This window comes from Nocardioides sp. L-11A (genome assembly GCA_029961745.1).
GTDB lineage: Bacteria > Actinomycetota > Actinomycetes > Propionibacteriales > Nocardioidaceae > Nocardioides.
In genome coordinates this window covers 704,634-724,379 of record CP124680.1, presented here as the reverse complement: position 1 = coordinate 724,379, position 19,746 = coordinate 704,634, and the positions used below count along the sequence as shown (strand labels likewise).

The 19,746-nt window shown below is 71.1% G+C and carries 21 protein-coding genes and 1 tRNA gene; 5 read left to right on the top strand and 17 right to left on the bottom strand.

What is annotated here, in order from left to right:
- The first annotated feature begins 53 nt into the window (after positions 1-53).
- Positions 54-581 carry a hypothetical protein gene (locus tag QJ852_03255; GenBank protein WGX97459.1) on the top strand — a complete coding sequence of 176 codons (528 nt, stop codon included), beginning with the start codon at positions 54-56 and terminating at the stop codon, positions 579-581.
- A 106-nt stretch (positions 582-687) separates the two neighbouring features.
- Entirely contained in the window at positions 688-1,857 is a 1,170-nt protein-coding gene (locus QJ852_03250; protein ID WGX97458.1) for a mandelate racemase/muconate lactonizing enzyme family protein, read from the top strand.
- Positions 1,858-1,932: 75 nt separating this feature from the next.
- Here QJ852_03250 and QJ852_03245 read toward each other — a convergent pair whose 3' ends face one another.
- Entirely contained in the window at positions 1,933-2,565 is a 633-nt protein-coding gene (locus tag QJ852_03245; protein ID WGX97457.1) for a DUF2461 domain-containing protein, read from the bottom strand.
- 1 nt (position 2,566) lies between these two features.
- On the bottom strand, positions 2,567-3,343 hold the full coding sequence (locus QJ852_03240) for a hypothetical protein (GenBank protein ID WGX97456.1): 777 nt from the start codon (positions 3,341-3,343) through the stop codon (positions 2,567-2,569).
- Positions 3,344-3,438: 95 nt separating this feature from the next.
- On the opposite strand from QJ852_03240, the gene QJ852_03235 reads away from it, so the two are divergent.
- Positions 3,439-3,669 (top strand): DUF5652 family protein, encoded by a 231-nt coding sequence (locus tag QJ852_03235; GenBank protein WGX97455.1) that lies wholly within the window; start codon positions 3,439-3,441, stop codon positions 3,667-3,669.
- Between the two features lie 349 nt (positions 3,670-4,018).
- Here the strand turns inward: QJ852_03235 and QJ852_03230 are convergent.
- Both QJ852_03230 and QJ852_03225 read right to left on the bottom strand, forming a co-directional pair.
- Positions 4,019-4,091 (bottom strand) — tRNA-Gly (locus QJ852_03230).
- Between the two features lie 30 nt (positions 4,092-4,121).
- Complete coding sequence (locus QJ852_03225) at positions 4,122-4,895, bottom strand: SGNH/GDSL hydrolase family protein (protein WGX97454.1); 774 nt, start codon at positions 4,893-4,895, stop codon at positions 4,122-4,124.
- Positions 4,896-4,959: 64 nt separating this feature from the next.
- On the opposite strand from QJ852_03225, the gene dcd reads away from it, so the two are divergent.
- Both dcd and QJ852_03215 read left to right on the top strand, forming a co-directional pair.
- A complete protein-coding gene (gene dcd, locus QJ852_03220; protein WGX97453.1) occupies positions 4,960-5,535 on the top strand; it encodes a dCTP deaminase in 576 nt (191 codons plus the stop codon).
- 101 nt (positions 5,536-5,636) lie between these two features.
- Entirely contained in the window at positions 5,637-6,629 is a 993-nt protein-coding gene (locus QJ852_03215) for a siderophore-interacting protein (protein WGX97452.1), read from the top strand.
- 7 nt (positions 6,630-6,636) lie between these two features.
- Here the strand turns inward: QJ852_03215 and QJ852_03210 are convergent, their stop codons facing one another.
- The 13 genes from QJ852_03210 to QJ852_03150 all read right to left on the bottom strand — a co-directional run bounded on the left by QJ852_03210 (position 6,637) and on the right by QJ852_03150 (position 19,737).
- Positions 6,637-7,557, bottom strand: coding sequence for a substrate-binding domain-containing protein (locus QJ852_03210; protein WGX97451.1), 921 nt, complete (start codon positions 7,555-7,557; stop codon positions 6,637-6,639).
- A 206-nt stretch (positions 7,558-7,763) separates the two neighbouring features.
- On the bottom strand, positions 7,764-8,798 hold the full coding sequence (locus QJ852_03205; protein WGX97450.1) for a zinc-binding dehydrogenase: 1,035 nt from the start codon (positions 8,796-8,798) through the stop codon (positions 7,764-7,766).
- On the bottom strand, positions 8,791-10,197 hold the full coding sequence (locus tag QJ852_03200) for an amidase family protein (protein WGX97449.1): 1,407 nt from the start codon (positions 10,195-10,197) through the stop codon (positions 8,791-8,793). Before QJ852_03200 ends, QJ852_03205 begins: the two co-directional genes overlap by 8 nt.
- Before the next feature lie 5 nt (positions 10,198-10,202).
- On the bottom strand, positions 10,203-10,688 hold the full coding sequence (locus QJ852_03195; GenBank protein WGX97448.1) for a nuclear transport factor 2 family protein: 486 nt from the start codon (positions 10,686-10,688) through the stop codon (positions 10,203-10,205).
- A complete protein-coding gene (locus QJ852_03190) occupies positions 10,685-11,689 on the bottom strand; it encodes an ABC transporter permease (GenBank protein ID WGX97447.1) in 1,005 nt (334 codons plus the stop codon). Before QJ852_03190 ends, QJ852_03195 begins: the two co-directional genes overlap by 4 nt.
- Positions 11,686-13,206, bottom strand: a complete 1,521-nt coding sequence (locus QJ852_03185; GenBank protein ID WGX97446.1) for a sugar ABC transporter ATP-binding protein — start codon at positions 13,204-13,206, stop codon at positions 11,686-11,688. The genes QJ852_03190 and QJ852_03185 overlap by 4 nt, the downstream gene beginning before the upstream one ends.
- Positions 13,206-14,348, bottom strand: coding sequence for a substrate-binding domain-containing protein (locus QJ852_03180; GenBank protein WGX97445.1), 1,143 nt, complete (start codon positions 14,346-14,348; stop codon positions 13,206-13,208). Before QJ852_03180 ends, QJ852_03185 begins: the two co-directional genes overlap by 1 nt.
- Before the next feature lie 70 nt (positions 14,349-14,418).
- Entirely contained in the window at positions 14,419-14,904 is a 486-nt protein-coding gene (locus QJ852_03175) for a nuclear transport factor 2 family protein (protein WGX97444.1), read from the bottom strand.
- Positions 14,901-15,695: an acetoacetate decarboxylase family protein gene (locus QJ852_03170; GenBank protein ID WGX97443.1), complete on the bottom strand. Its 795-nt coding sequence runs from the start codon at positions 15,693-15,695 to the stop codon at positions 14,901-14,903. Before QJ852_03170 ends, QJ852_03175 begins: the two co-directional genes overlap by 4 nt.
- Entirely contained in the window at positions 15,692-16,717 is a 1,026-nt protein-coding gene (locus QJ852_03165) for a transketolase C-terminal domain-containing protein (protein ID WGX97442.1), read from the bottom strand. Before QJ852_03165 ends, QJ852_03170 begins: the two co-directional genes overlap by 4 nt.
- Positions 16,710-17,657, bottom strand: coding sequence for a thiamine pyrophosphate-dependent dehydrogenase E1 component subunit alpha (locus QJ852_03160; protein ID WGX97441.1), 948 nt, complete (start codon positions 17,655-17,657; stop codon positions 16,710-16,712). Before QJ852_03160 ends, QJ852_03165 begins: the two co-directional genes overlap by 8 nt.
- 14 nt (positions 17,658-17,671) lie before the next feature.
- A complete protein-coding gene (locus tag QJ852_03155) occupies positions 17,672-18,514 on the bottom strand; it encodes an IclR family transcriptional regulator (GenBank protein ID WGX97440.1) in 843 nt (280 codons plus the stop codon).
- The gene (locus QJ852_03150; protein ID WGX97439.1) at positions 18,511-19,737 is read right to left on the bottom strand and encodes a M20 family metallopeptidase; all 1,227 of its coding nucleotides are present in this window, start codon (positions 19,735-19,737) and stop codon (positions 18,511-18,513) included. Before QJ852_03150 ends, QJ852_03155 begins: the two co-directional genes overlap by 4 nt.
- Positions 19,738-19,746 lie beyond the last annotated feature (9 nt).

The following is a 19,746-nucleotide window of genomic DNA, read 5'->3' as shown; positions in this document are numbered from 1 at the left end:
ATGAGTGAGAGAAGAAGGTGTTCGTTGTGAGTTCTGGAGTCAGGTTCACCAGCATGATCGAGTCCACGAAGGAGGACTGGGACCTCATCACGCCGGGCTGGGCGACCGAACAGAGCAAGGTGCCCGAGCACGCCCTGCAGATGTTGCGGACTCTGGGAGACGCCAAGGGCGAGTTCCCGATCACTCGGCTCGAACACTCCCTGCAGACGGCCACCCGCGCCGAGGCAGATGGTCGGGACGAGGAGTACATCCTCTGCGCGTTGCTGCACGACATCGGGGACGTGATGGCTCCGGCCAACCACCCCGACATCGCCGCGGCGGTACTGAAGCCGTTCGTCTCCGAGGCGAACCACTGGATGGTCGCCAACCATGACGTCTTCCAGGGGTACTACTTCTGGCACCACCTGGGGTGGGACCGCAACACCCGGGAGAAGTTCCGCGGCTCCGAGTACTTCGAGTACACCGAGGAGTTCTGCTTCAAGTACGACCAGGCCGCGTTCGACCCGGACTACGTGAGTGCCCCGCTGGAGCACTTCGAGCCGTTGGTGCACGAGATCCTGTCCCGCAGGAACTCGTTCTGACCGCTGGGGGCGGGGCCGGCTCGGTCCGGCCACGCCCCCTCTGCTGGGCCCCGGCGGCGTGGAGCTGGGGAGTTCGTTCGTCACGGTCCGGAGTGGAGGAGGGGAGATGTCGTTGCCTGCGTTCAGGGTCGAGGACCTGCGGGTGTACGAGTTCGAGTTCGATGGGTTGCCGCACGCCATGGTGCGGGTGCGACTCGACCAGGGGGTGACGGGATTCGGTGAGGCGAGCGATGGATACGGGTTCGCCCATCCCGGTCTGCTGCGCACGATCGTGCAGGACGTGCTGGCTCCGCTGCTGGGACGACCGGGCCTGGTCTCGGTGCCCCAGGTCGCCGGTCTGCTGAAGTCGGAGCTGCGGCGCCGACCCGGGCTCGCCGGCCCGGTCGGCCACGCCGTGAGCGCGGTCGAGATGGCCCTGTGGGACGCGGTGGGTCGCCGGGACGGGCTTAGCGTGCGCAGCATGCTGGGCGGCCACCGGGAGCGGCTCGGGGTCTACGCCTCCAGCCACTTCCTCTTCCAGGGCGATGCCGACTGGCACGTGCACAACCTCGAGCCCTGGCTGGCGCGCGGGGTGGGGGCGGTGAAGCTCCGGCTGGGACTGGACTGGCGTACGGACCTGGCCACCCTGGCCCAGGTGCGCGATCGACTGGGGCCGACGGTCGACATCTTCGTGGACGGCACCGAGCACTACAGCCTGGACACGGCCCTGCGCGTCAGCCGGGCCCTGGCCGACCTGGGGGTCTCGATGTTCGAGGAGCCCCTCCCCCAGGAGCGGCACCTGGGCGTGCAACGGCTGGTGGATCAGTCCGCGGTGGCGATTGGGTACGGTGAGCACTTCGGCATGGCGGGGGACTACGACCACGCGATCAGGGACGGGCGTGCCGACGTCCTCCAGCCGGACCCGGCCACCTCCGGGGGGCTGCTGGAGATGGTGCGGATCGGGGAGCTCGCCGAACTGGCCGGTGTACCGGTCATGCCGCACTCGGCCGCCGGCCCGGTCGCCTTCGCGGCGAACCTGCACGCCTCCAGTGCCCTCACGACGCTCCGCCTGGTGGAGTTCCCCTACTCGATGGCGGAGCCGTGGCACGAGATCCTCGACGCGAGCCCCTTCACCCTCGAGCACCTGGAGAGGGGTGCGTTCGCGGTGCCGACAGGACCGGGCCTGGGCATCGAGGTGCACGAGGCCGCGCTTGCCGGGCGCTCTGCTCGGGTCACCGACATCGCGGTGCCGGCCAGCACTGCTGCTTGGACGGACTGGTCACAAGGCAACGTCTGACCCTGACCTGGTCGAGCGGTGTGCCGGGTGGGCAGCCCGTTCCAGGAGGACGAGCAACAGATCGGACTGCTCCGACTACTCGGCGATCGCCTCGGCGACCCAGGTGACGAGCGGGCGCAGCCGGCGCCAGTCGTCGCGGACCCGGTCGAGCAACTCGGCGGTGTGCACGACCGGCTCGAAGCCGTAGGACCGCATACCGAGCACGGTCCTCATCTTGAGCAGCTCGATGCGCGGGTGGTCCTTCTCGTAGCCCCGGGGCGCGGTCTTGAGCCGCTCGCCGGCCACCTCGAAGCCGCCGCGCTCCAGGTCGCGCAGGATCCGCTGCAGCACCTTGCCTGTCTTCTCCTCGGCCATCGCCTCGCGCAGCCGGGCGAGGCGGGCTCCCGACGCCTCGTAGATCCCGCCGCCCACCCGGACGCCGGGCGCCGCCACCTCGACGTACCACCCGGTCGCCGAGCCGACGCCGACGAACGCACCCTGGTGGGTCTTGTAGGGCGTCTTGTCCTTCGCGAAGCGCACGTCACGGTAGGGCCGGAACACCTTCGCCGCGCCGAACTCCTGGCCGAGCGCGTCGGTCAGCGCCACCATCGGCGCCTTCACGCTCTCGTTGTAGACCGACTTGTGCGCCTCCCAGAACGACTTGGTGTTGTCGACCTCGAGGTCGTCGTAGAAGTCGAGTGCCGCGACGGGGAATCCGGTGAAGTCCACGTCAGGAGGGTACGGCGGGCCGGTCGGTGCGCACCCGCGGGACCGGCACGTTCCAGCGCAGGGCGTGCTGGATGCCGATGACCATCAGCCGGTCGTCGGTGGGCCGCGCAGGGTCGTACCAGATCACGGTCCGCTGCCCCTCGACGAGCGGGGCGCTGGCGGGGATGATGACACCGCGGCGCACACGGTAGACGGTGCCGTCGACGCCGGTGAACCGGAAGACGGCCGTGGTGATCACGTTGGACGCCTCCTCGAAGTCGTCGGGGTCCAGGCCGGACTCCACGACCGTGGCCGCCACGGGGGTGCCATGGGCGATCAGGTCGAGTTCCAGACGCCAGCGCCGGTGCCGCCGCGCGGCCGCCGCGACCGCGAGGAGCAGCGTGAGCGCACCGGCCGCTGCGCCGATGGCGGCGGCCCCGGCGTACCACCCGGTGACGCCCAGCTCGATCACGGCCAGCCACAGTCCGCCCGCAGCCGCGGGGAGCAGGACGCCGGGGGCGTGCAGCTGGCCGAGCGAGCGCGGGTACCGGTCGACGAGGAGGGACCAGGTCAGCCAGCCGACCACGGCCGCGAGCGTCCCGCCGATCGCGGCCAGGCCGATCGAGTCGCCCGCGACGTACGCCGCCGGTGCATCGTCGTTGCCGTCGATGACCGTGCAGCCGATGCCGTAGCCGGCGTACACCCCGCCGATCAGGAGCAGGCACAGCGCGGTGAGCAGCCCGAGCGGACGGCCGGTCCGGGGCTCGAAGGTGAAGGGCGGTGGCTCCTCGTGCGCCATGGCCCCATTCAACCCGACATCGGCCCGGCGTCGCCCGGGTGGAATGGGGCACCCTGGTGCTACCGGGCCGACCGGCCCCGACCGGAGGAGAGAGCATGGCGAAGAAGCGCTGGAGCGACCTGAGCCCGCGGACGCGGCGGATCATCATCGTGACCGGGGCGGTCGACGGCGCGCTCAAGGCGGTCGCGCTCGCCGACCTGAAGCGCCGTGACGAGGACCAGGTGAACGGCTCGAAGCGGGTGTGGGCGACCGCGCTGGCGCTGGTCAACTCCGCCGGCATCCTGCCGATCGTCTACTTCCTGCGCGGGCGCCGCTCCCCCGCCTGACGCGGCGTGGCAGCGTGGCCGCACACCGGCGTCGTCTCGCCGCCCTGCCGAGCCTGGACGCACCCAACCCGACCGCGGCGTGGCAGCGTGTCGCCCGCGCGCAGCGCGTCGTCTCCCCGCCATGCCGAGCCTGGACGCACCCAACCCGACCGCGCGCGTGGCAGCGTGTCGCCGCCGGCGCCATGGCTGCATGCAGACGTCGTCGTGCCGCCCTGCCGAGCCTGGACGCACCCAACCCGACCGCGGCGTGGCAGCGTGTCGCCCGCGCGCAGCGCGTCGGAGGCAAGCATGGGCCCGAAGGGTCTGTGCGCCGCCTTCGACTGGCGACACGCTCACGCAACTCAATCGGAGCGGATGACGAGGTTCGAACTCGCGACATTCAGCTTGGGAAGCTGACGCTCTACCAACTGAGCTACATCCGCAGACCCCGGCGAACCGGAGCGAGGAGGATGCTACCCGATGGGCTGGAACGTCGGTCGCTTCGGTGCCACCCCGTCGCCCGACGAGCGGCCGGTGACCCGGCGCTGCACCCACGGCGCCAGGTGGGTGCGGGCCCACGCGAGGTCGGCGGCACGCTGCTCGCGCGCGGACAGGACCGGCGCGGACACCGGGTCGAACGGCTGGAGGTCGTGCTCGACCCCGAGCGCGTCGAGGGCCGCGATCGCGATCGCCTGGTGACCGACGGCGTTGAGGTGCAGCCGGTCCTCGTCCATCACCTCCGCCACCTTCCACCCGCGCATCCGCCACATGTCGACGAGCGTGGCGCCGTGCTTCTCCGCGATCTCGCGGGCCCATTCGTTGAAGATCGCGGTCCGGCCGCGGATCACCTTCATCACCCCGCTGTCGCCGGTGTCGGCGATGGTGAACATGACGACGTGGGCACCGCCGGCCGTGAGCCGGCCGATCGCCTCGTCGTACGACGCCGCGAGGGCGTCGATGTCGACCTTGGGACGCAGCACGTCGTTGCCGCCGCCGTGGATGCTGACCAGGTCCGGGCCCAGCGCGAGGGCCGCGTCGACCTGCTCGTCGATGATCGCGGGCAGCTTGCGGCCGCGGATGGCGAGGTTGGCGTAGCCGAAGTCGACGCCCTCCGCGCTCGCGCGCGCGGCGAGGGCCTCCGCCGTCCGGTCGGCCCATCCCCGCAGGCCGTTGGGGCGCGCCGGGTCGGGGTCACCGACCCCTTCGGTGAACGAGTCGCCCAGGGCGACGTACCTGCTGAACGTCATTGCTGCATTCTGCGCCCGTGATCGGCGCCACGCGCAACCGGCACCGGCCGGTAGGGTGCGGGGCGTGCTGCTCAGCGACCGCGACATCACCGCCGAGATCGACGCAGGCCGGATCGGCCTGGAACCGTACGACCCCGGGCTGATGCAGCCGTCGTCGGTGGACTTCCGCCTCGACCGCTTCTTCCGCGTCTTCGACAACCACAAGTACCCCTCGATCGACCCCGCTGCCGACCAGTCCGACCTCACCCGGGTGGTCGAGCCGGAGGGCGACGAGCCGTTCATCCTGCACCCCGGAGAGTTCGTGCTCGGCTCGACGTACGAGGTCGTGACGCTGCCCGACGACATCGCTGCGCGCGTCGAGGGCAAGTCCTCGCTGGGCCGGCTGGGCCTGCTCACCCACGCGACGGCCGGATTCGTCGACCCCGGCTTCTCGGGGCACGTGACACTCGAGCTGGCGAACGTCGCGACCCTGCCGATCAAGCTCTATCCCGGCATGAAGATCGGACAGTTCTGCTTCTTCCGGCTGTCGTCGCCGAGCGAGCACCCGTACGGCTCGGCGAAGTACGGCTCGCGCTACCAGGGGCAGCGCGGTCCCACCCCGTCACGGTCGTTCCAGAACTTCCACCGCACGACGATCTGACTTGTCGGGCATCTCCTGCGCTTGTCGGGCGTTGCAACGCCCGACAAGCGCAGGAATCACCGGTCGACCGGCGATTCCTGCAGTTAGGTTAGCCTGACCTCATGACCGTCGAGCAGAACGAGTACGTCGCCACCCTGCCCATGCTCCTCACCGAGGTCGAGGTGCTGCGTGTCGAGCGCGTCTCGCCCTCGTTCGTGCGCGTGGAGCTCGGCGGCGCGGCGCTGGCCGAGCTCGGTCCGGACGGACCGGTCCACGACCAGCGGATCAAGCTCATCTTCCCCAACGCGGCAGGCACGCTGCCGTCGTTCGCGCACGCGGACGAGTCCTGGTGGACCACCTGGATCGAGATCCCGGAGCACGAGCGGGGCTCGATGCGGACCTACACGATCCGCGACATCCTCGGCGAGGGATCGGACACCCGCCTGGTCGTCGACATCGTGGTGCACGAGAGCGACGACGCCGACGGACACGGCGACGGCCTCGACGGCGCCGGCAACCGCTGGGCGCTCCAGGCGGCGCCCGGGCAGCGCCTGGTCACACTGGCGCCCCGCAAGGGCCACGAGTTCGGCGGCATCGAGTGGTCGCCGGGCGAGGCGAGCCGCCTGCTGCTCGTCGGCGACGAGACCGCCGTCCCCGCCATCCGCGGGGTGCTGCGCGACCTGCCGGCCGACGCGACCGGCGCCGCGTACCTCGAGGTCCCGGTCGACGCCGACATCCAGGAGCTCGTCGCACCGTCGGGCGTCGGCGTGACCTGGCTGCCGCGCAACGGCGGCGCCCGCGGCGAGGAGCTCCACGCCGCGGTCCTCGCGCACCTCACCGGCGCCACGCACACCGAGGCCATCGTCGTCACCGACGACGAGATCGACCCCGACCTGTGGGAGACGCCGGTCCACTCCTCCTCCGGCGAGGAGGTCGCCACCGCGACCGCCGTCCCGACCGGCGACGCGCCGTACGCCGGCCTCTACGCGTGGATCGCCGGCGAGTCCAAGGTCGTGACCGGCCTGCGCCGCAAGCTGGTCAAGGACCTCGGCCTCGACCGGCGCCAGGTCGCCTTCATGGGCTACTGGCGCGAGGGCGTCTCCATGCGCTCCTGAAGCGCGGTCAGGCCGCGCCCCACAGCGCGAGGTACGCCGCGCGGTAGTCGACGTCACCGTCCCACATCCCGTTCTCCGACGAGTCGACGACTGCACGAGCCACCTCTGCGTCGATGAGCTTCACTCCGAGACCGTAGACGGCGTCCGACGCCGGGCTGCCGGCGAGCACGCGCAGCATGCTGTCCGCCGCGGCCCAGCCGATGCCGTCGAGCGAGAACGCGGTCGTCGCGGCCTGACCGCAGTCCGAGGCGATGCACTGGGTCGCGTCCACCGTGCCGTTCGAACCGAGCACGAGTACGTCGTCACGGCCCACCGACCGCAGGCCCTGCAGCAGTGGCGGCACCGCGTCGTCGTAGTCGACGTAGAAGGTGTTGACGTCGGGGTGACGCTGGACGAGCTGCTGGACCAGGCGCGGGACGCCGACGGCCAGGTCCGCCGAGGTGAAGGTCTGCTCCTCCAAGACCTCGCACGACGAGCACGCGTCCAGTCCTTCGACGAAGCCTCGGAAGCGGGGCTCGAGCACGGCGAAACCCTCGTCATGCAGGACCAGCGCCTTGACCGCACCCTTCTGTTCGGTGATCGCGAGGTCGGCCAGGAGAGTGCCGGTCGCCGTGTAGTCGGCGACGGTCGGTCCGACGTTGGCATCCACGAGCTCGCTCTCGCCCAGCGCGGCGAGACTGACGACCGCGACACCCTGGCGCCGCGCCTCCCCCAACGCCTGCTGCACGGTCTCGGGGTCGATCGCAGAGGTGATGATCCCGTCCGGGCGCAGTGCCAGGGCCTGCCGGATGGCGGCGTTCTGCTTGTCGCTGGTGCCCTGTCCATCGATCAGCTTGGCGCGGAGTCCGGCCGCCTCGAGCGCCTCGACCGCACCCCGGGCCGGGTCTGCGCAGCCGGGCTGCGCGGCGTTGCACGCCACGACAGCCACGAAACGGTCCGTGGGCGCCTCGATCGGCGCATCAGGCAGGTCGGCAGGCAACGCGTCGCGCGCCGACGCCACCCGTTGCGAAGCGGCGGCGACGCTCTCCTGGTCGATATCCCCGCTGCCGCCGCCGGCCCCCTCGCCGCAGGCGCTCAGAACTACGAGGGCTGTGCCGGCCAGAGTGAGTCGGATCGTCATCCTGTTCGTTCGAGTCAACGCTTCTCCTCAGTAGCAGTGCGGGTGATACGGACGACGACCTTCCCGAGAGAGGCGCCATCGCGAAGGTCGGCCAACGCGGTCTCCACGTCGTCCAGGTCGTGGACCGCGCCGACCGGCGGACGAATCCGATGACGCTCGACGAAGGCGAGCATCGCGGCGAACTCCGGGGCGCTCGCCATCGAGCTCCCCGTCACCGAGACCTGCCGGAAGAACAGATCCCGCAGGTCGAGCGCCGTCAACGCCCCGACCGTCGCGCCGAAGCTGACGAGCCGCCCTCCCGGCCGCAGTGCGCGCAGCGCGCGGGGGAAGGCCGGCGCGCCGACCGAGTCGAGGACGACGTCGACGGCGCCGAGCTCGGCGGACCAGTCTGCGGCGTCGAGCACGCCCGCGTCCGCGCCGAGCGCGGCTGCATGCTCGAGCGCCCGTGTCGAGCGGGAGGTGGTCGCCACCCAGGCACCCGCGGCGTGCGCCAAGGTGATCGCGAGGCCGGCGACCCCACCGCCGGCGCCGGTGATCAGCACCCGGGTCCCGTCGGCGACGCCACCCTGACTGAACAGTGCGCGGTACGCCGTCATCGCCGCGAGCCCGAGCCCGGCGGCCTCGTCGGGCTTTAGGTGGGCAGGCGCGGGGACGACGTTCTCCCATGGCAGGGCGACGTACTCGGCGAGGGTGCCAGGTCGCGGATCGCCCAGCACCTCGGGGACCAAGGGAGGCCGGGCCGGGTCGGACCAGCCCAGGCAGGGGTTGACGATGACGCTGCGACCGAGCATCGCGTCGTCGACGCCGGGACTGCACGCCACGACCTCGCCTACGGCGTCGGAGCCGAGCACGAGTCCGCGCACGGTGTCGTCCGCGCGGTCGAGCACGAAGAGGTCGTGCCGGTTGAGTCCCGCGCGGTCGACGCGCAGCAGTACCTCACCCGGGCCGGGCACCGGCACCGGGACCTCGCGCACTACCACCCGGCCGCCGGGGCCGCCCTCGCACACGGCGGCGCGCATCAGGCGCGGGATCGGGGTCTGCTCAATCACGTGGAGCCTCCTGGAGTAGGGCGGCGGCCAGGTCCAGCAGCCGCAGGTCGGTGCCGTGCGCGCCGACGATCTGGAGCCCGGAGGGCATCCCGTCGGCGAGCGAGAGCGGGACGGAGAGCGCCGGCTGGCCGGTCACGTTGGCGAAGCCGGTGTTGCCCAGGACCGCCCAGCCGCGGCGCACCTGGTCCTCCGGTCCAGCGGCCATCACCGGAAACGGCGGGAACGGTGTGGTCGGGGTGAGCACGAAGTCGAACTCGGCGAGCAGCGCCGTGAACGCGGCGGTCAATGCTCCCGCCTGCGCGGCGGCCCGACTGTAGGCCTCACCCGGACGGGTCCGAGCGAGCGTGCGCGCCGCGGCCAGCGTCACGCGTACGGCGAGGCTGAGCCGCTCCTCGTGCCGGCGCACTCCGTCCTCGAGCGCGCGGGTGAGCTCACGCCACTCGACGTGCCGGTGCCCGAATCCGGACGCCGTACCGGCCAGCGTGGCTGCCAGCCCCTCGACGAACAGCCCGGCGGCGACCGGGCCGAAGGCATCGGGATCGAGGTCGGTCTCGACCACGTTCACCCCCAGGGCCCGGACGGCGTCGCAGTCGCGACGAAATGCCGCGGCGACCTCGGGCGCCGACCGGTCGACCAGAGCGCGCAGCACGACGGCCCGAGCGCCTAGCGGACCGGCGGACGTCGACTCCGAGAGACGGGGCACGCCGCGCTGGCGCAGATCGGTCCCGTCGTCGATGGCGACCACACCCAGCACTCGGCGCAGCACGCCGGTCGTGCGCGCGAGCAGACCGATGTGGTCGAGGCTGGGCTCTCCCGGCACCACCCCGGTGTACGGCACCAGACCGCGGGTCGGCTTGAGCCCGAGAACCCCGCACCACGACGCTGGGACACGCGACGAACCGCCCTGGTCGGTGCCGATCGCGACATCGACGCCGTCGAGGTGCAGAGAGGCCGCGGCACCGCTGGACGAGCCGCCCGCGCTGCGGGTCGGGTCGTGCGGGTTGAGCACGGGGCCGTCGACGCACGAGTCGCCACCACCGGAGAAGGCGAGGTCGTCCATCGTGGTGACGGCAACCAGTTCGGCACCGGCGTCCAACAACTCCCGCACGACCGAGGCGTCACCCGACGGTATGAAGTCGGGCAGGGCCGCCGAGCCGCAGGTCAGCGGCACCCCACCGATCGCGACCGAGTCCTTGAGCGAGACCCGGAGTCCGGACAACGCACCGGTCCGGTCACCACGCACCGAGATCCACCGGCGCACCGCGTTCCACGGGTCGTCAGACCGCGCGCCGGCTCGCACCTCCCGCTCCACGGTCGGCGTCAGCGCGAGCGCAGGCACTGCCGGGAGGTGCTCACCGGCAGCGACGAGGTCGGCGACGACACCCTCCGGCGGCTCCACGGCGCTCACCATCCCGCCCCGAGATCGGTGAGCCGGTGCAGCCGGAGCTCCAGCGACGCGATCAGCCACGCCCCGTCCACGCAGACGAAGCGATCACGGTAGGTGCCGGTGGCGACCACCGAGCCTGCCGGTCCCGGTGCTGCTCGCCGGTCGGTGGCGAGCTGCACCAGCTCCCACCTCCCGTCAGCGGTTCCGGCGTCGAGGTCGATGTCGACAGAGCCGTTGGCGAGGTAGTGCGCCGCCCAGGAGAACCGGTCGGCGCCCACCGTCGCGAGGAAGTCGGCGATGGCCGCGCGGCCGGTGAACGGACCGTCGTGGTCGCTGCTCCAGCTGCCATCGGGGGCGAACAGCGCAGCGAGAGCAGCACCGTCGTATCCCTCGTCGCAGAGCTGGGCGTAGCGACGCTTGAGCCGGTGGACAGCAGCTTCGGCCTTGAGCAGGTCGACCTGCCGGCCGAGCCGCTCGACCTGCGCGGCGAGGTCGCCCGTCATCGGCTGAACCTGCCGCTGGTGAGCGCGACGGCCACGAGCAGGACGCCGCCCTTGAGCAGCGACTCGATGTAGAACGGCAGGCCGAGCTGCTGCAGGCCCGCGACTAGTGCCGCCAGGATGAGGACCGCGACCACGGTCCCGATCACGTTGTAGCGGCCGATCGTGTAGATCGCGGCGCCGAGGAACACCGCGGCGAAGGCGGGCAGCAGGAAGCCCGCACCCACCTGGGGGTTGCCCGACCCGAGGATCGCCGCCTCGACGACACCGGCCACCCCGGCCACCGTGCCGGACGCGACGAACGAGCCGACGGTGAGCGTCGTCGTCGGCAGTCCGACCAGACGGGCGGCAACAGGTCCGTCGCCCATGGCGTAGAGGTAGCGTCCGGTCGGCGTCTTCTCCAGGATCCACCATGCGAGGAGGCACAAGACGCCGGCGTACACGATCGGAAGCGGTACCGGACCGACCCGGTCGCCCAGGCTGCGGAAACCCGGCGGCACGTTCTCGGCGAAGATCGAGCCGTTGGTCCACCACAGCGCGATGCCGAGCGCGATGCTGCCGGTGGCGAGCGTGGCGACCATGGCGTTGATCTCGAGCCACGCCACGCAGAACCCGTTGACCAGTCCGAACAACGAGCCGATCAGGACGCCCGCCAGACAGGCGACGGGCGTCGGGGTCTCGAAGAACTGGAAGCAGCCGATCGACACGATCATCGACAGCGTCAGCACACTCGCGACCGACAGGTCGAAGTAGCCGGCCACGACCGGAATCAGGATCGCGATGGCGAGGATCAGGCCGACCGCCTCGTTTCCGAGCACGGCGGTCAGGTTGGTCATCGTGGGATAGGTGACCGGCAGCAGCACGCTGAAGAGGACGACGACTCCCACCACGCCGTAGAACCCGAACCAGCGTGGGTGGACGAGGCCGCCGGCGCCGCGCCGGGCAGGTCCCTCCTGGGCGGCGTGGACCTCGGGCACCTGAGTCTCACTGATCTCGGTGGTCACTTGTCTTCCGGCCTTTCGTTGGTTGCCGCGAGATGCAGCACGTCTGTCTCGTTGAGTCCCTCGTTGGGGAGGGCCGCCCTGATCGCGCCGCGCCGCATCACGAGGATCCGGTCGCTGATCGTGATCAGCTCGCCGATGTCCGATGAGACGGCTACGACGGCCATCCCGTCGGCGGCCATCTGCCGCACGGTCGCGTGGATCTGCTGGCGGGCGTGCACGTCGACGCCCTGGGTCGGCTCGTCGAGCAGGAGGACCGACGGCCGGGTCTGAGCGCAGCGGCTGATGATCGCCTTCTGCTGGTTGCCGCCGCTGAGCAGGGCGAATCTGCGCTCGGGCATCCGTGGGCGGATGTCGAGAGCCTCCATCGACTCGGCGGTCCTCCGGCGCTCGCTCCGGGCCCTGATCCACCACGGGCGCGACAGCTCCGGCAGTGCGGCGATCGTCAGGTTCTCCGACAGCGTCATGCCGGCGAAAGCCGCCTGGCCACGCCGGTCCTCCGGCACGAACGCGATGCCGTTGCTCCGCGCGACCCGCGGACTGCCGCCGGGCACGCTCCTGCCACCGACGACGACCCGGCCGCCTTCGCGTCCCTGCGCGCCGGCGATCATCCGGAGCAGGGTGCTTCTGCCGGAGCCGAGCAGTCCGGCGATCCCGACCACCTCACCCGCCTGCACCTGCAGGTCCAGGTCGCGAACCCGGCCGCCCGTGACCCCGGCGCAGACCAGGGTCGGCTCGCCGCCGCGTGTCGAGGCGACACGTACGACGGACCGGTGGGCCGTGTCACCGCCGGCCATCAGGTCAGCCAGTTCACGTTCCGTGGTCGTGCTGGCCGACTCACTCCCCACCAGCCGGCCGTCGCGCAGCACCGACACCCGGTCGGAGAGCTCGATCAGGGCGGCCAGGTCGTGGGTGATGTAGAGCACCGGTATCCCGCGCTCGGCGACCCGCCGTACCAGGTCGGTGACGAGGGACGCCTCGTGCTCGGGCAGGGAGGCGGTCGGCTCGTCGAGGACCAGTAGTCCCCGGTCGTCGAGATCCTGGACGGCACGGGCGATGGCGACCATGGTCCGCTCGGTGGGCGAGAGCTCCCCGAGTACCGCGCGCGGGTCGACGCCCTCGATGCCGAGGCGGGTGAGCACCTCGCGGCTGAGCTCACGCTCGCGCCCGACCCGCACCCGCGTCGCCCTGCTGCGTCCGTAGAAGGAGCCGAGCGAGATGTTGTCCGCCACCGTCATCGTCGGGAAGACCGCCGGATCCTGGTGGAGCACGCGGAGCCCGAGCTCGGTCGCCTTGGCCGGGGTGAGCGAGCGGTGCGACTCGGTCCCGAAGCGAAGCGTGCCCTCGTCGGGGGTGTAGACGCCCGCCAGGATCTTGACCAGGGTCGACTTCCCCGAGCCGTTCATTCCCGCCAGGCCGTGGATCTCGCCCCTTCCGAAGCCGATCGAGACTCCGTCCAGCGCCGTCTGACCGCCGAAGCGCTTGGTGATGCCGATGAGCTCGACGCTCGCCGTGGTCATCAGCCGACCTTCCAGAGCGTCCGGTACGCCGCCTCGTAGTCGACGTCGCCGCCCCAGAGTCCGTCGATGTCCTGAGCAATGCTCTGATCGATCAGCTTGACGCCGATGACCTCGGCGGCGGGTTCCGGGCTCTCTCCGGCGAAGATCCGGTTGAGCGCGTCCACGTCCGACCAGCCGATCCACCCGAGCGCGAACGCGGTCGTCGCCGACTGGCCGCCGCCCTCGCGGATCAGCTGGATCGCGGCCGACGTCCCGTCGGATCCCAGGACGACCTTGCCCTCGGTCCCGATCGAGCGGAGTCCTTGGAGCACCGCCGGCACGGCGTAGTCGTAGTCGATGTAGATGGTGTTGAAGTCGGGGTGACGCTGGGCCATCTGCTGTACGAGGCGCGGCACGGAGTTGGCCAGGTCGGAGAACGTGAAGGTCTGGTCCTCCTGGATGGTGCAGGTCTTGCACTCCCTCAGCCGATCGACGAACGCACCGTGCCGGTCCACGAGCACGTCGAAGCCGGTGTCGTGCAGCACCAGTGCCTTCACCCTCCCTTTCGTCCGGGTGATCGCGTAGTCGGCGAGCAGCGATCCACTCAACTTCCAGGCCTCGGTCGAGGGGTTGTCGGAGAAGTCGACCAGGTCCGACTTCGTCGCCGACGACGCGACGACTTTCACTCCCTGACGGCGAGCCTCGTCCAGCGCTCCTTGAATGGTCTTCGGGTTGATGGCGAAGGTGATGATGCCGTCGGGCTTCAGAGCCAGCGCCTGCCGGACCGCGGCGTTCTGCGTGTCAGCGGTGTCCTTGCCGTCGATCATCTGGGCCCGCCAGCCGATCTCCTCGGCAGCGTCCAAGGCTGCCCGCGCCGGCTGGGCGCAGCCCTCGGAGGCGACCGAGCACGGGATCATGATGACGAACTTGTCCTTCTGGACCGGCGGGCTCGACGACGGCGCACCGGTGGTGACGTCAGCCATCGCGGCCTTCACCCGGGCGTCTGACTCCTTGACGATGGCGGCCGCGTCAGCATCCGAGCCGCCGCCACCGGCACCCGCGGACTGGCAGGCCGCGAGCAGAGGCGTGACCAGCAGACCGACAGCGAGCAGGCCGCGGGCCGGGCGACGACCGCGAGCGGGCCGAAGGTGGTGGGTGTTCATGCGATCTCCTTGAGGTTCTCCCGGGCGGTGCCGGCGCGTGCGAGGCCGCCGAGCCGGCAAGAGGTCTGTCCTAGCCGTCGTGGGCGGCGAGCGAGTAGCGGTCCTGTGACCAGTCGCCGAGGTGGTGGGCCATCAGGCCGAAGTCGACGTGGATCCGCCGGTACCGCCAGCAACCGTCACGCCACACGAACTCGTTGTCGTAACGGCCCGCGAGCCAGCCCGCTCGCGCCGTACCGGCGGTCTCGTCGACGCAGGGCATCAGCAGATACCAGACGCCGGTCGCGTGCCGCTCGCCCTCGGCGAGCGTGATCCGCACCGGCACGTTGACGTGCAGCGCCCAGGGATACGCCGCCCCGGCCACGCGGAAATGCTCGGCGATCTCGTCGCGACCGCGCCGGATCACTCCGTTCGGCGCGCTCTCCCACACGCCGTCCGCGACGAACAGGTCGGCAATCCGGTCGGGCGGGAAGCCCTGGTCGCACAGCTCGGCGTAGCGGCCGTGCAACTCCTCGATCGCCACCCGATGCTCGAGCCGGCGAAGGGCCGTGCTGGTCATCGCCGGACCTCGTCACGGGCCCATTGCTCCTGCCCGAGGGGCTCGGGCAGGTCCAACTCGGCGACATAGGTGCCGTACTCGATCCGCAGCGTCGCCTCGCCGTACGCGAACCCGCCGCTCGGACGCTCGGCGAGAAGGTAGAGAGGATCCGAGACGCTTCGGCCCCAATGGAGCTCGGCCCGGCCTGTCTGCACGACCCTGGCGTCGGCGAAGGTCCACGGAAGCCGGACCAGACGGCACACGTCGTACCCGCGCCCGTCGGCGCTGGGTATCACCTTCGCGGTGTGGTGCTCGCCGAACCAGGACGGCACGAGCTCGGTCCCGGCCGTCTCGTCGACATCGACAGAGGCGCCGCGCAGCAGCCGCAGATCGGAGGCGCTCACGATCGCGAAGGAGATACGCCCGTCCGCCTCGAGCAGCTCGACCTGACGGACCTGCTTCTTCGGCAGACCGAACAGCTCGCGGCCGAGGATGCCGTGGTTGAGACCGGCCACGAACGTCTCGAGGGCGTACGCGCCGGGCACGCCGTCTCTCGCGCAGGCGAGCGAGACCCCGCCCTGAAAGTACGGCGGCCGTACGTCGGCGCCCTTGCCGTCGTCGAAGGTGGCGTTGCTGAACTCACCGAGCCAGAGCGCCGCCCGCGGCCGGTCGGGCAGGCTGAGAGGTGCCGGGAGCGCCCGGCGCGCGACATCGGCGTCGACGTCGTACACGACGGTCAGCCAGCGGACGCCGACCGTCTCCTCCCCCGCGCGGAACAGCGGAGCGAAGGCGGGCATCGACAGGGGCGTCATGCGACGGTCACCGCAACGTCGTGGGCAGCACGGCGCAGCGCGTCGAGGATGCGGGAGGCGTCCGGGACGACCGCGCCCGCCAGCTGCACGGCGGCGGGGATCCGCGTGGGCGGCGTCCCGACCCGCACCAGCGGCACGCGCAGAGCGATCCCGGCCTCCGCGACCTGCGCCGAGATCTCGCTGCCGAAGCCCCCGAAGGTATGGGCCTCGTGAGCGATCACGACCCGACGGGTGCGCTCGATGCTGCCGAGCACGGTGTCGGCGTCGAAAGGACGGATCCAGCGCAGGTCGACCACCTCGACGTCGATGCCCTCCGCCGCGGCGGACTCGGCGGCGGCGAGCGCCTGGTGGAGCATCGAGCCCCAGGTCACCAACGTCACGTCGCTGCCGGGCCGACGGATGGCCGCGCCGCCGATCGGCTCGACGGGACCGCCGGTGAGGATGCTCTCCTTGCGTCCGTGATAGAGCGTCCGGTTCTCGATGATCACCGTCGGGTCGTCGTCGGCGATCGCCGCGAGCGTCAGGTCATAGGCATCCTGGTGAGTCACCGGCATGCAGACGTTGATCCCTGGGATCTGCGCGAACAGCGCCTCGAGCGACTGCGAGTGCTGGGCGCACGCGCCGGGAGCGGAGCCCTGCTGGGTGCGGATGGTGAGCGGAGCCGACAGCCGGCCACGCGACACGTAGCGGACGTTCGCCGCCTGGTTGGCGATCTGGTCGAAGGCGACGAGGGCGAAGTCGGCCCACATGATCTCCACGATCGGACGGGCACCCATCATCGCCGAGCCGACGGCCCCACCCAGGATGGCCGACTCGGAGATCGGCGTGTCGAAGACGCGCTCGCCGAACAGCCGGCGCAGGCCCTTGGTCACTCCGAAGACGCCACCGGGCAAGGCGACGTCCTCACCGAAGAGGAGGGCCTCGGGCCAATCGGTCAGCGCCCGTCGCAATGCGGCGTTGACGCTCTCGGCATACGACAGGGTCTCGGTGCGGATCTCCGTCGGCGTGGTCAGCTCAGGCATAGAGGTGCTCCAGGACGCTCGTGGGGTCGGTCAGCGGGGCGGCCGTGGCCTCGGCGACGGCCGCGGCCACCTCGGCCGAGACCCGGGCCTCCACCTCCCGCAGTACGTCGGCGCTCGCGCCGAGCCCGGCCAGCACACGGGTGAGGCGACCGATCGGCTCGGCGGCCATCGAGGCCTCGACCTCACCGGCCGGCCGGTACTGCTGAGCGTCGCCGATGTAGTGGCCGACCAGACGCTGGGTGAGCATCTCGAGCAGGACCGGACCGGCGCCCTTGCGCGCGCGCTCGGTGGCCTGGCTCATCGCGGACGCGACCGCCTCGGGGTCGTTGCCGTCGACCCGCGCCCCGGGCATGCCGTAGCCGGCAGCTCGCTTGAACAGTCGCTCGATGCGCACCATGCTCGCGATCGGGGTGAGCTCGGAGTAGCTGTTGTTCTCCACGACGAAGATGACCGGCAGCGAGCGCACAGCCGCGAAGTTCATCGCCTCGTGCACCGAGCCCTGGTTCATGGCGCCATCGCCGAACGCTGCGACCGCGACCCGGCCGGAACCGTCGAAAGTAGCGGCGAGCGCCGCGCCGGCCGCGATCGGGGCACCGGCGCCCACGATCGAGTTCTCGCCGTACATGCCGTAGTCGGGGGCCGTGAAGTACGCCGAGCCGCCGCGTCCGCCGTTGACGCCGACCGTGCGGCCCATCAGCTCGCCGAACAGCTGAACCAGCGGCACACCGCAGGCGATCGCCCAGCCGTGCCCGCGATAGGTCGGGAAGACCGCGTCGCGGGTCAGGTCGAGTGCGGCGCAGGAGCCGACGTAGATCGCCTCCTGGCCGTTGCACAGGTGCACCGAGCCGACGATCTCCTCGCGCGCCCGCAGTTCCTGGACCTTCTCCTCGAACTGACGGATCCGCACCATCTGCTCCAGGTGGACCGTCAGTGCGGCCACCCGTTCCTCATTGCTCACTTGCTCTCCATCGGTTGGTGCGACCCGTCTGGTGGCGGGCCGCCTCGGTCGGGCGGTTCGGACAGATCGGGTAGCGAGAGCCGACCGGTCGTCATCAGTCGGGTCGCGATGGACGCCGCCTGCGTCGCGCTCTCGATGAGACGGGCCTTGCTCCGCTGGAATCGCTCGGTCGGCACCGAGACCGTGAAGGCGCCGAGTGGGTTGCCGTCGCGGTCGAAGTAGGGCGCAGACACGCAGCTGACCCCGTCGACGTACTCCTCACGATCGATCGCGAAGCCCTGGCGCCGGGTCTGGACGAGCTCGACCCTGAGCTCCTCGAAGTCGGTGATCGTGTTGGCGGTGAGCGCGACCAGGCGCACTCCCGAGAACATGGCGGCGACGTGCTCCTCGGGCAGGTGGGCGAGCACCGCCTTGCAGGACGCGCGAGCGTGCATGTCGCCGGTGTATCCGACCGCGAGGCGCCCGACGTTGAGCGCATGGAGGCCCGCGATGTAGTGCAGCAGCACGATGTTCCCGTCGCGCCACCCGGAGATGTACGCCGTCTCCCGAGTCAGGTTGTGCAACCGCGTCAACACGAGCGCGAGCTCCGGCTGGATCGCGTACTTGGCCTGCACCGCCTTCGCGTAGGCGTGGGACCGCGGGCCGACGTCGTAGGTGCCGTCCTCGAGACGGGCCAGGAAGCCGCAGCCGACCAGGGTGCGCAGCACGTGATAGCAGCTGCTCGTCTTGAGATCCATCTCGCGCGCGACCCGCTTGGCGGTGATCGGGCCGTGCTCGGCGACGTACTCGAGCATCGCGATGCCGCGCTCGAGCGTGCTCAGCGTGCTGGAGGCGCTCATGCCAGCCCCGCCAGGGCCAACGCCAGGGTCGTTGCGCATTCCAACACGTCGACCATCGCCACCGACTCGTCGGGCGCATGCGCGAGGGCCACGTCGCCGGGGCCGAAGACGACCGTCGGGACCAGCGCGGCGCCGTACACGGCCGCGTCGGAGCCGGCGGTAAATCCGGTCAGCTCCGCGCTTCCGGTGGCGAGGTCGCGCGCGCGGACCAACGCACGGACCACGTCGCTGTCCTGGTCCGTGTCCCACCCCGGCAGACCCATGTGGTCCCAGATCAGCTCGGGCCGGTGGTCGCGCAGCCACGGGTCCCGGTCGGCGATCTCGTCGATCGCGGCGGCGAAGGCGGCGCGCGCCTCCCGCACGGACTCCCCCGGTTGCAGCCCGTAGCGACCGGTCATCCTGGCGTGCGCGGGCACGGCGGCGCGATAGGTACCGGCGCTCACCTCTCCGACCACGAACGGCATCGGGTCGGGGACGCCGGCAAGCAGCGGGTGTCGGTAGCGGGCCGAGCGTCGCTGCGCCTCGGCCTGCATCGCCTCCCGGACCAGGAGGAGCTTGGCGAACGCGTCGACGCCCTCCCAGGGCGCGGAGCTGTGCGCGGCTCGACCACTCACCCGGACGTCGAAGAACTGGAGGCCGGTGTTGACCGTGACGATCCGGCCGCAGGTCGGCTCGAGCACGATGGCGCCGGCCACCTCCGTGAGGTCGAGGGCTCGCACCGCCTCTCGGGTGCCGACCCCGGTCGTCTCCTCCCCCACCACCAGCTGGAGCTCGATCTGATGGGTGAGCTCGATCCCGGCGCTCTCGAGTGCCAGGAGCGCCCCGATGCCGGCCACGATGCCGCCCTTCATGTCGACCGAGCCGCGACCGTGGATCCGCCCGTCGACCACCTGACCCGAGTACGGCGAGCGCGTCCAGGCGTCTGCAGGCCCCGGCGGCACGACGTCGAGGTGGCCGTTGAGAACGAGCAGTGGGCCCTCGGCCGCGCCCCGGCGGACGATGACATTGGCCCGGTCGTGGCCCGCGGTCGGCTCGACCCTCACCAGCGTCGGCGTCCAGCCGCGCGCCGTCATCCACTCGTGCAGCAAGACGGCGACCTCGCCTTCGCCGCCGGTCACGCTGGGACTGCGGACGGCCCGCACCAGCAACTCGGTCAACGGCGCGCTCAGCACGTCGACGGCATCGCGGATCCGGGTCACGTCCCGGTCTGTCAGATCGATCACGAAGGTGCC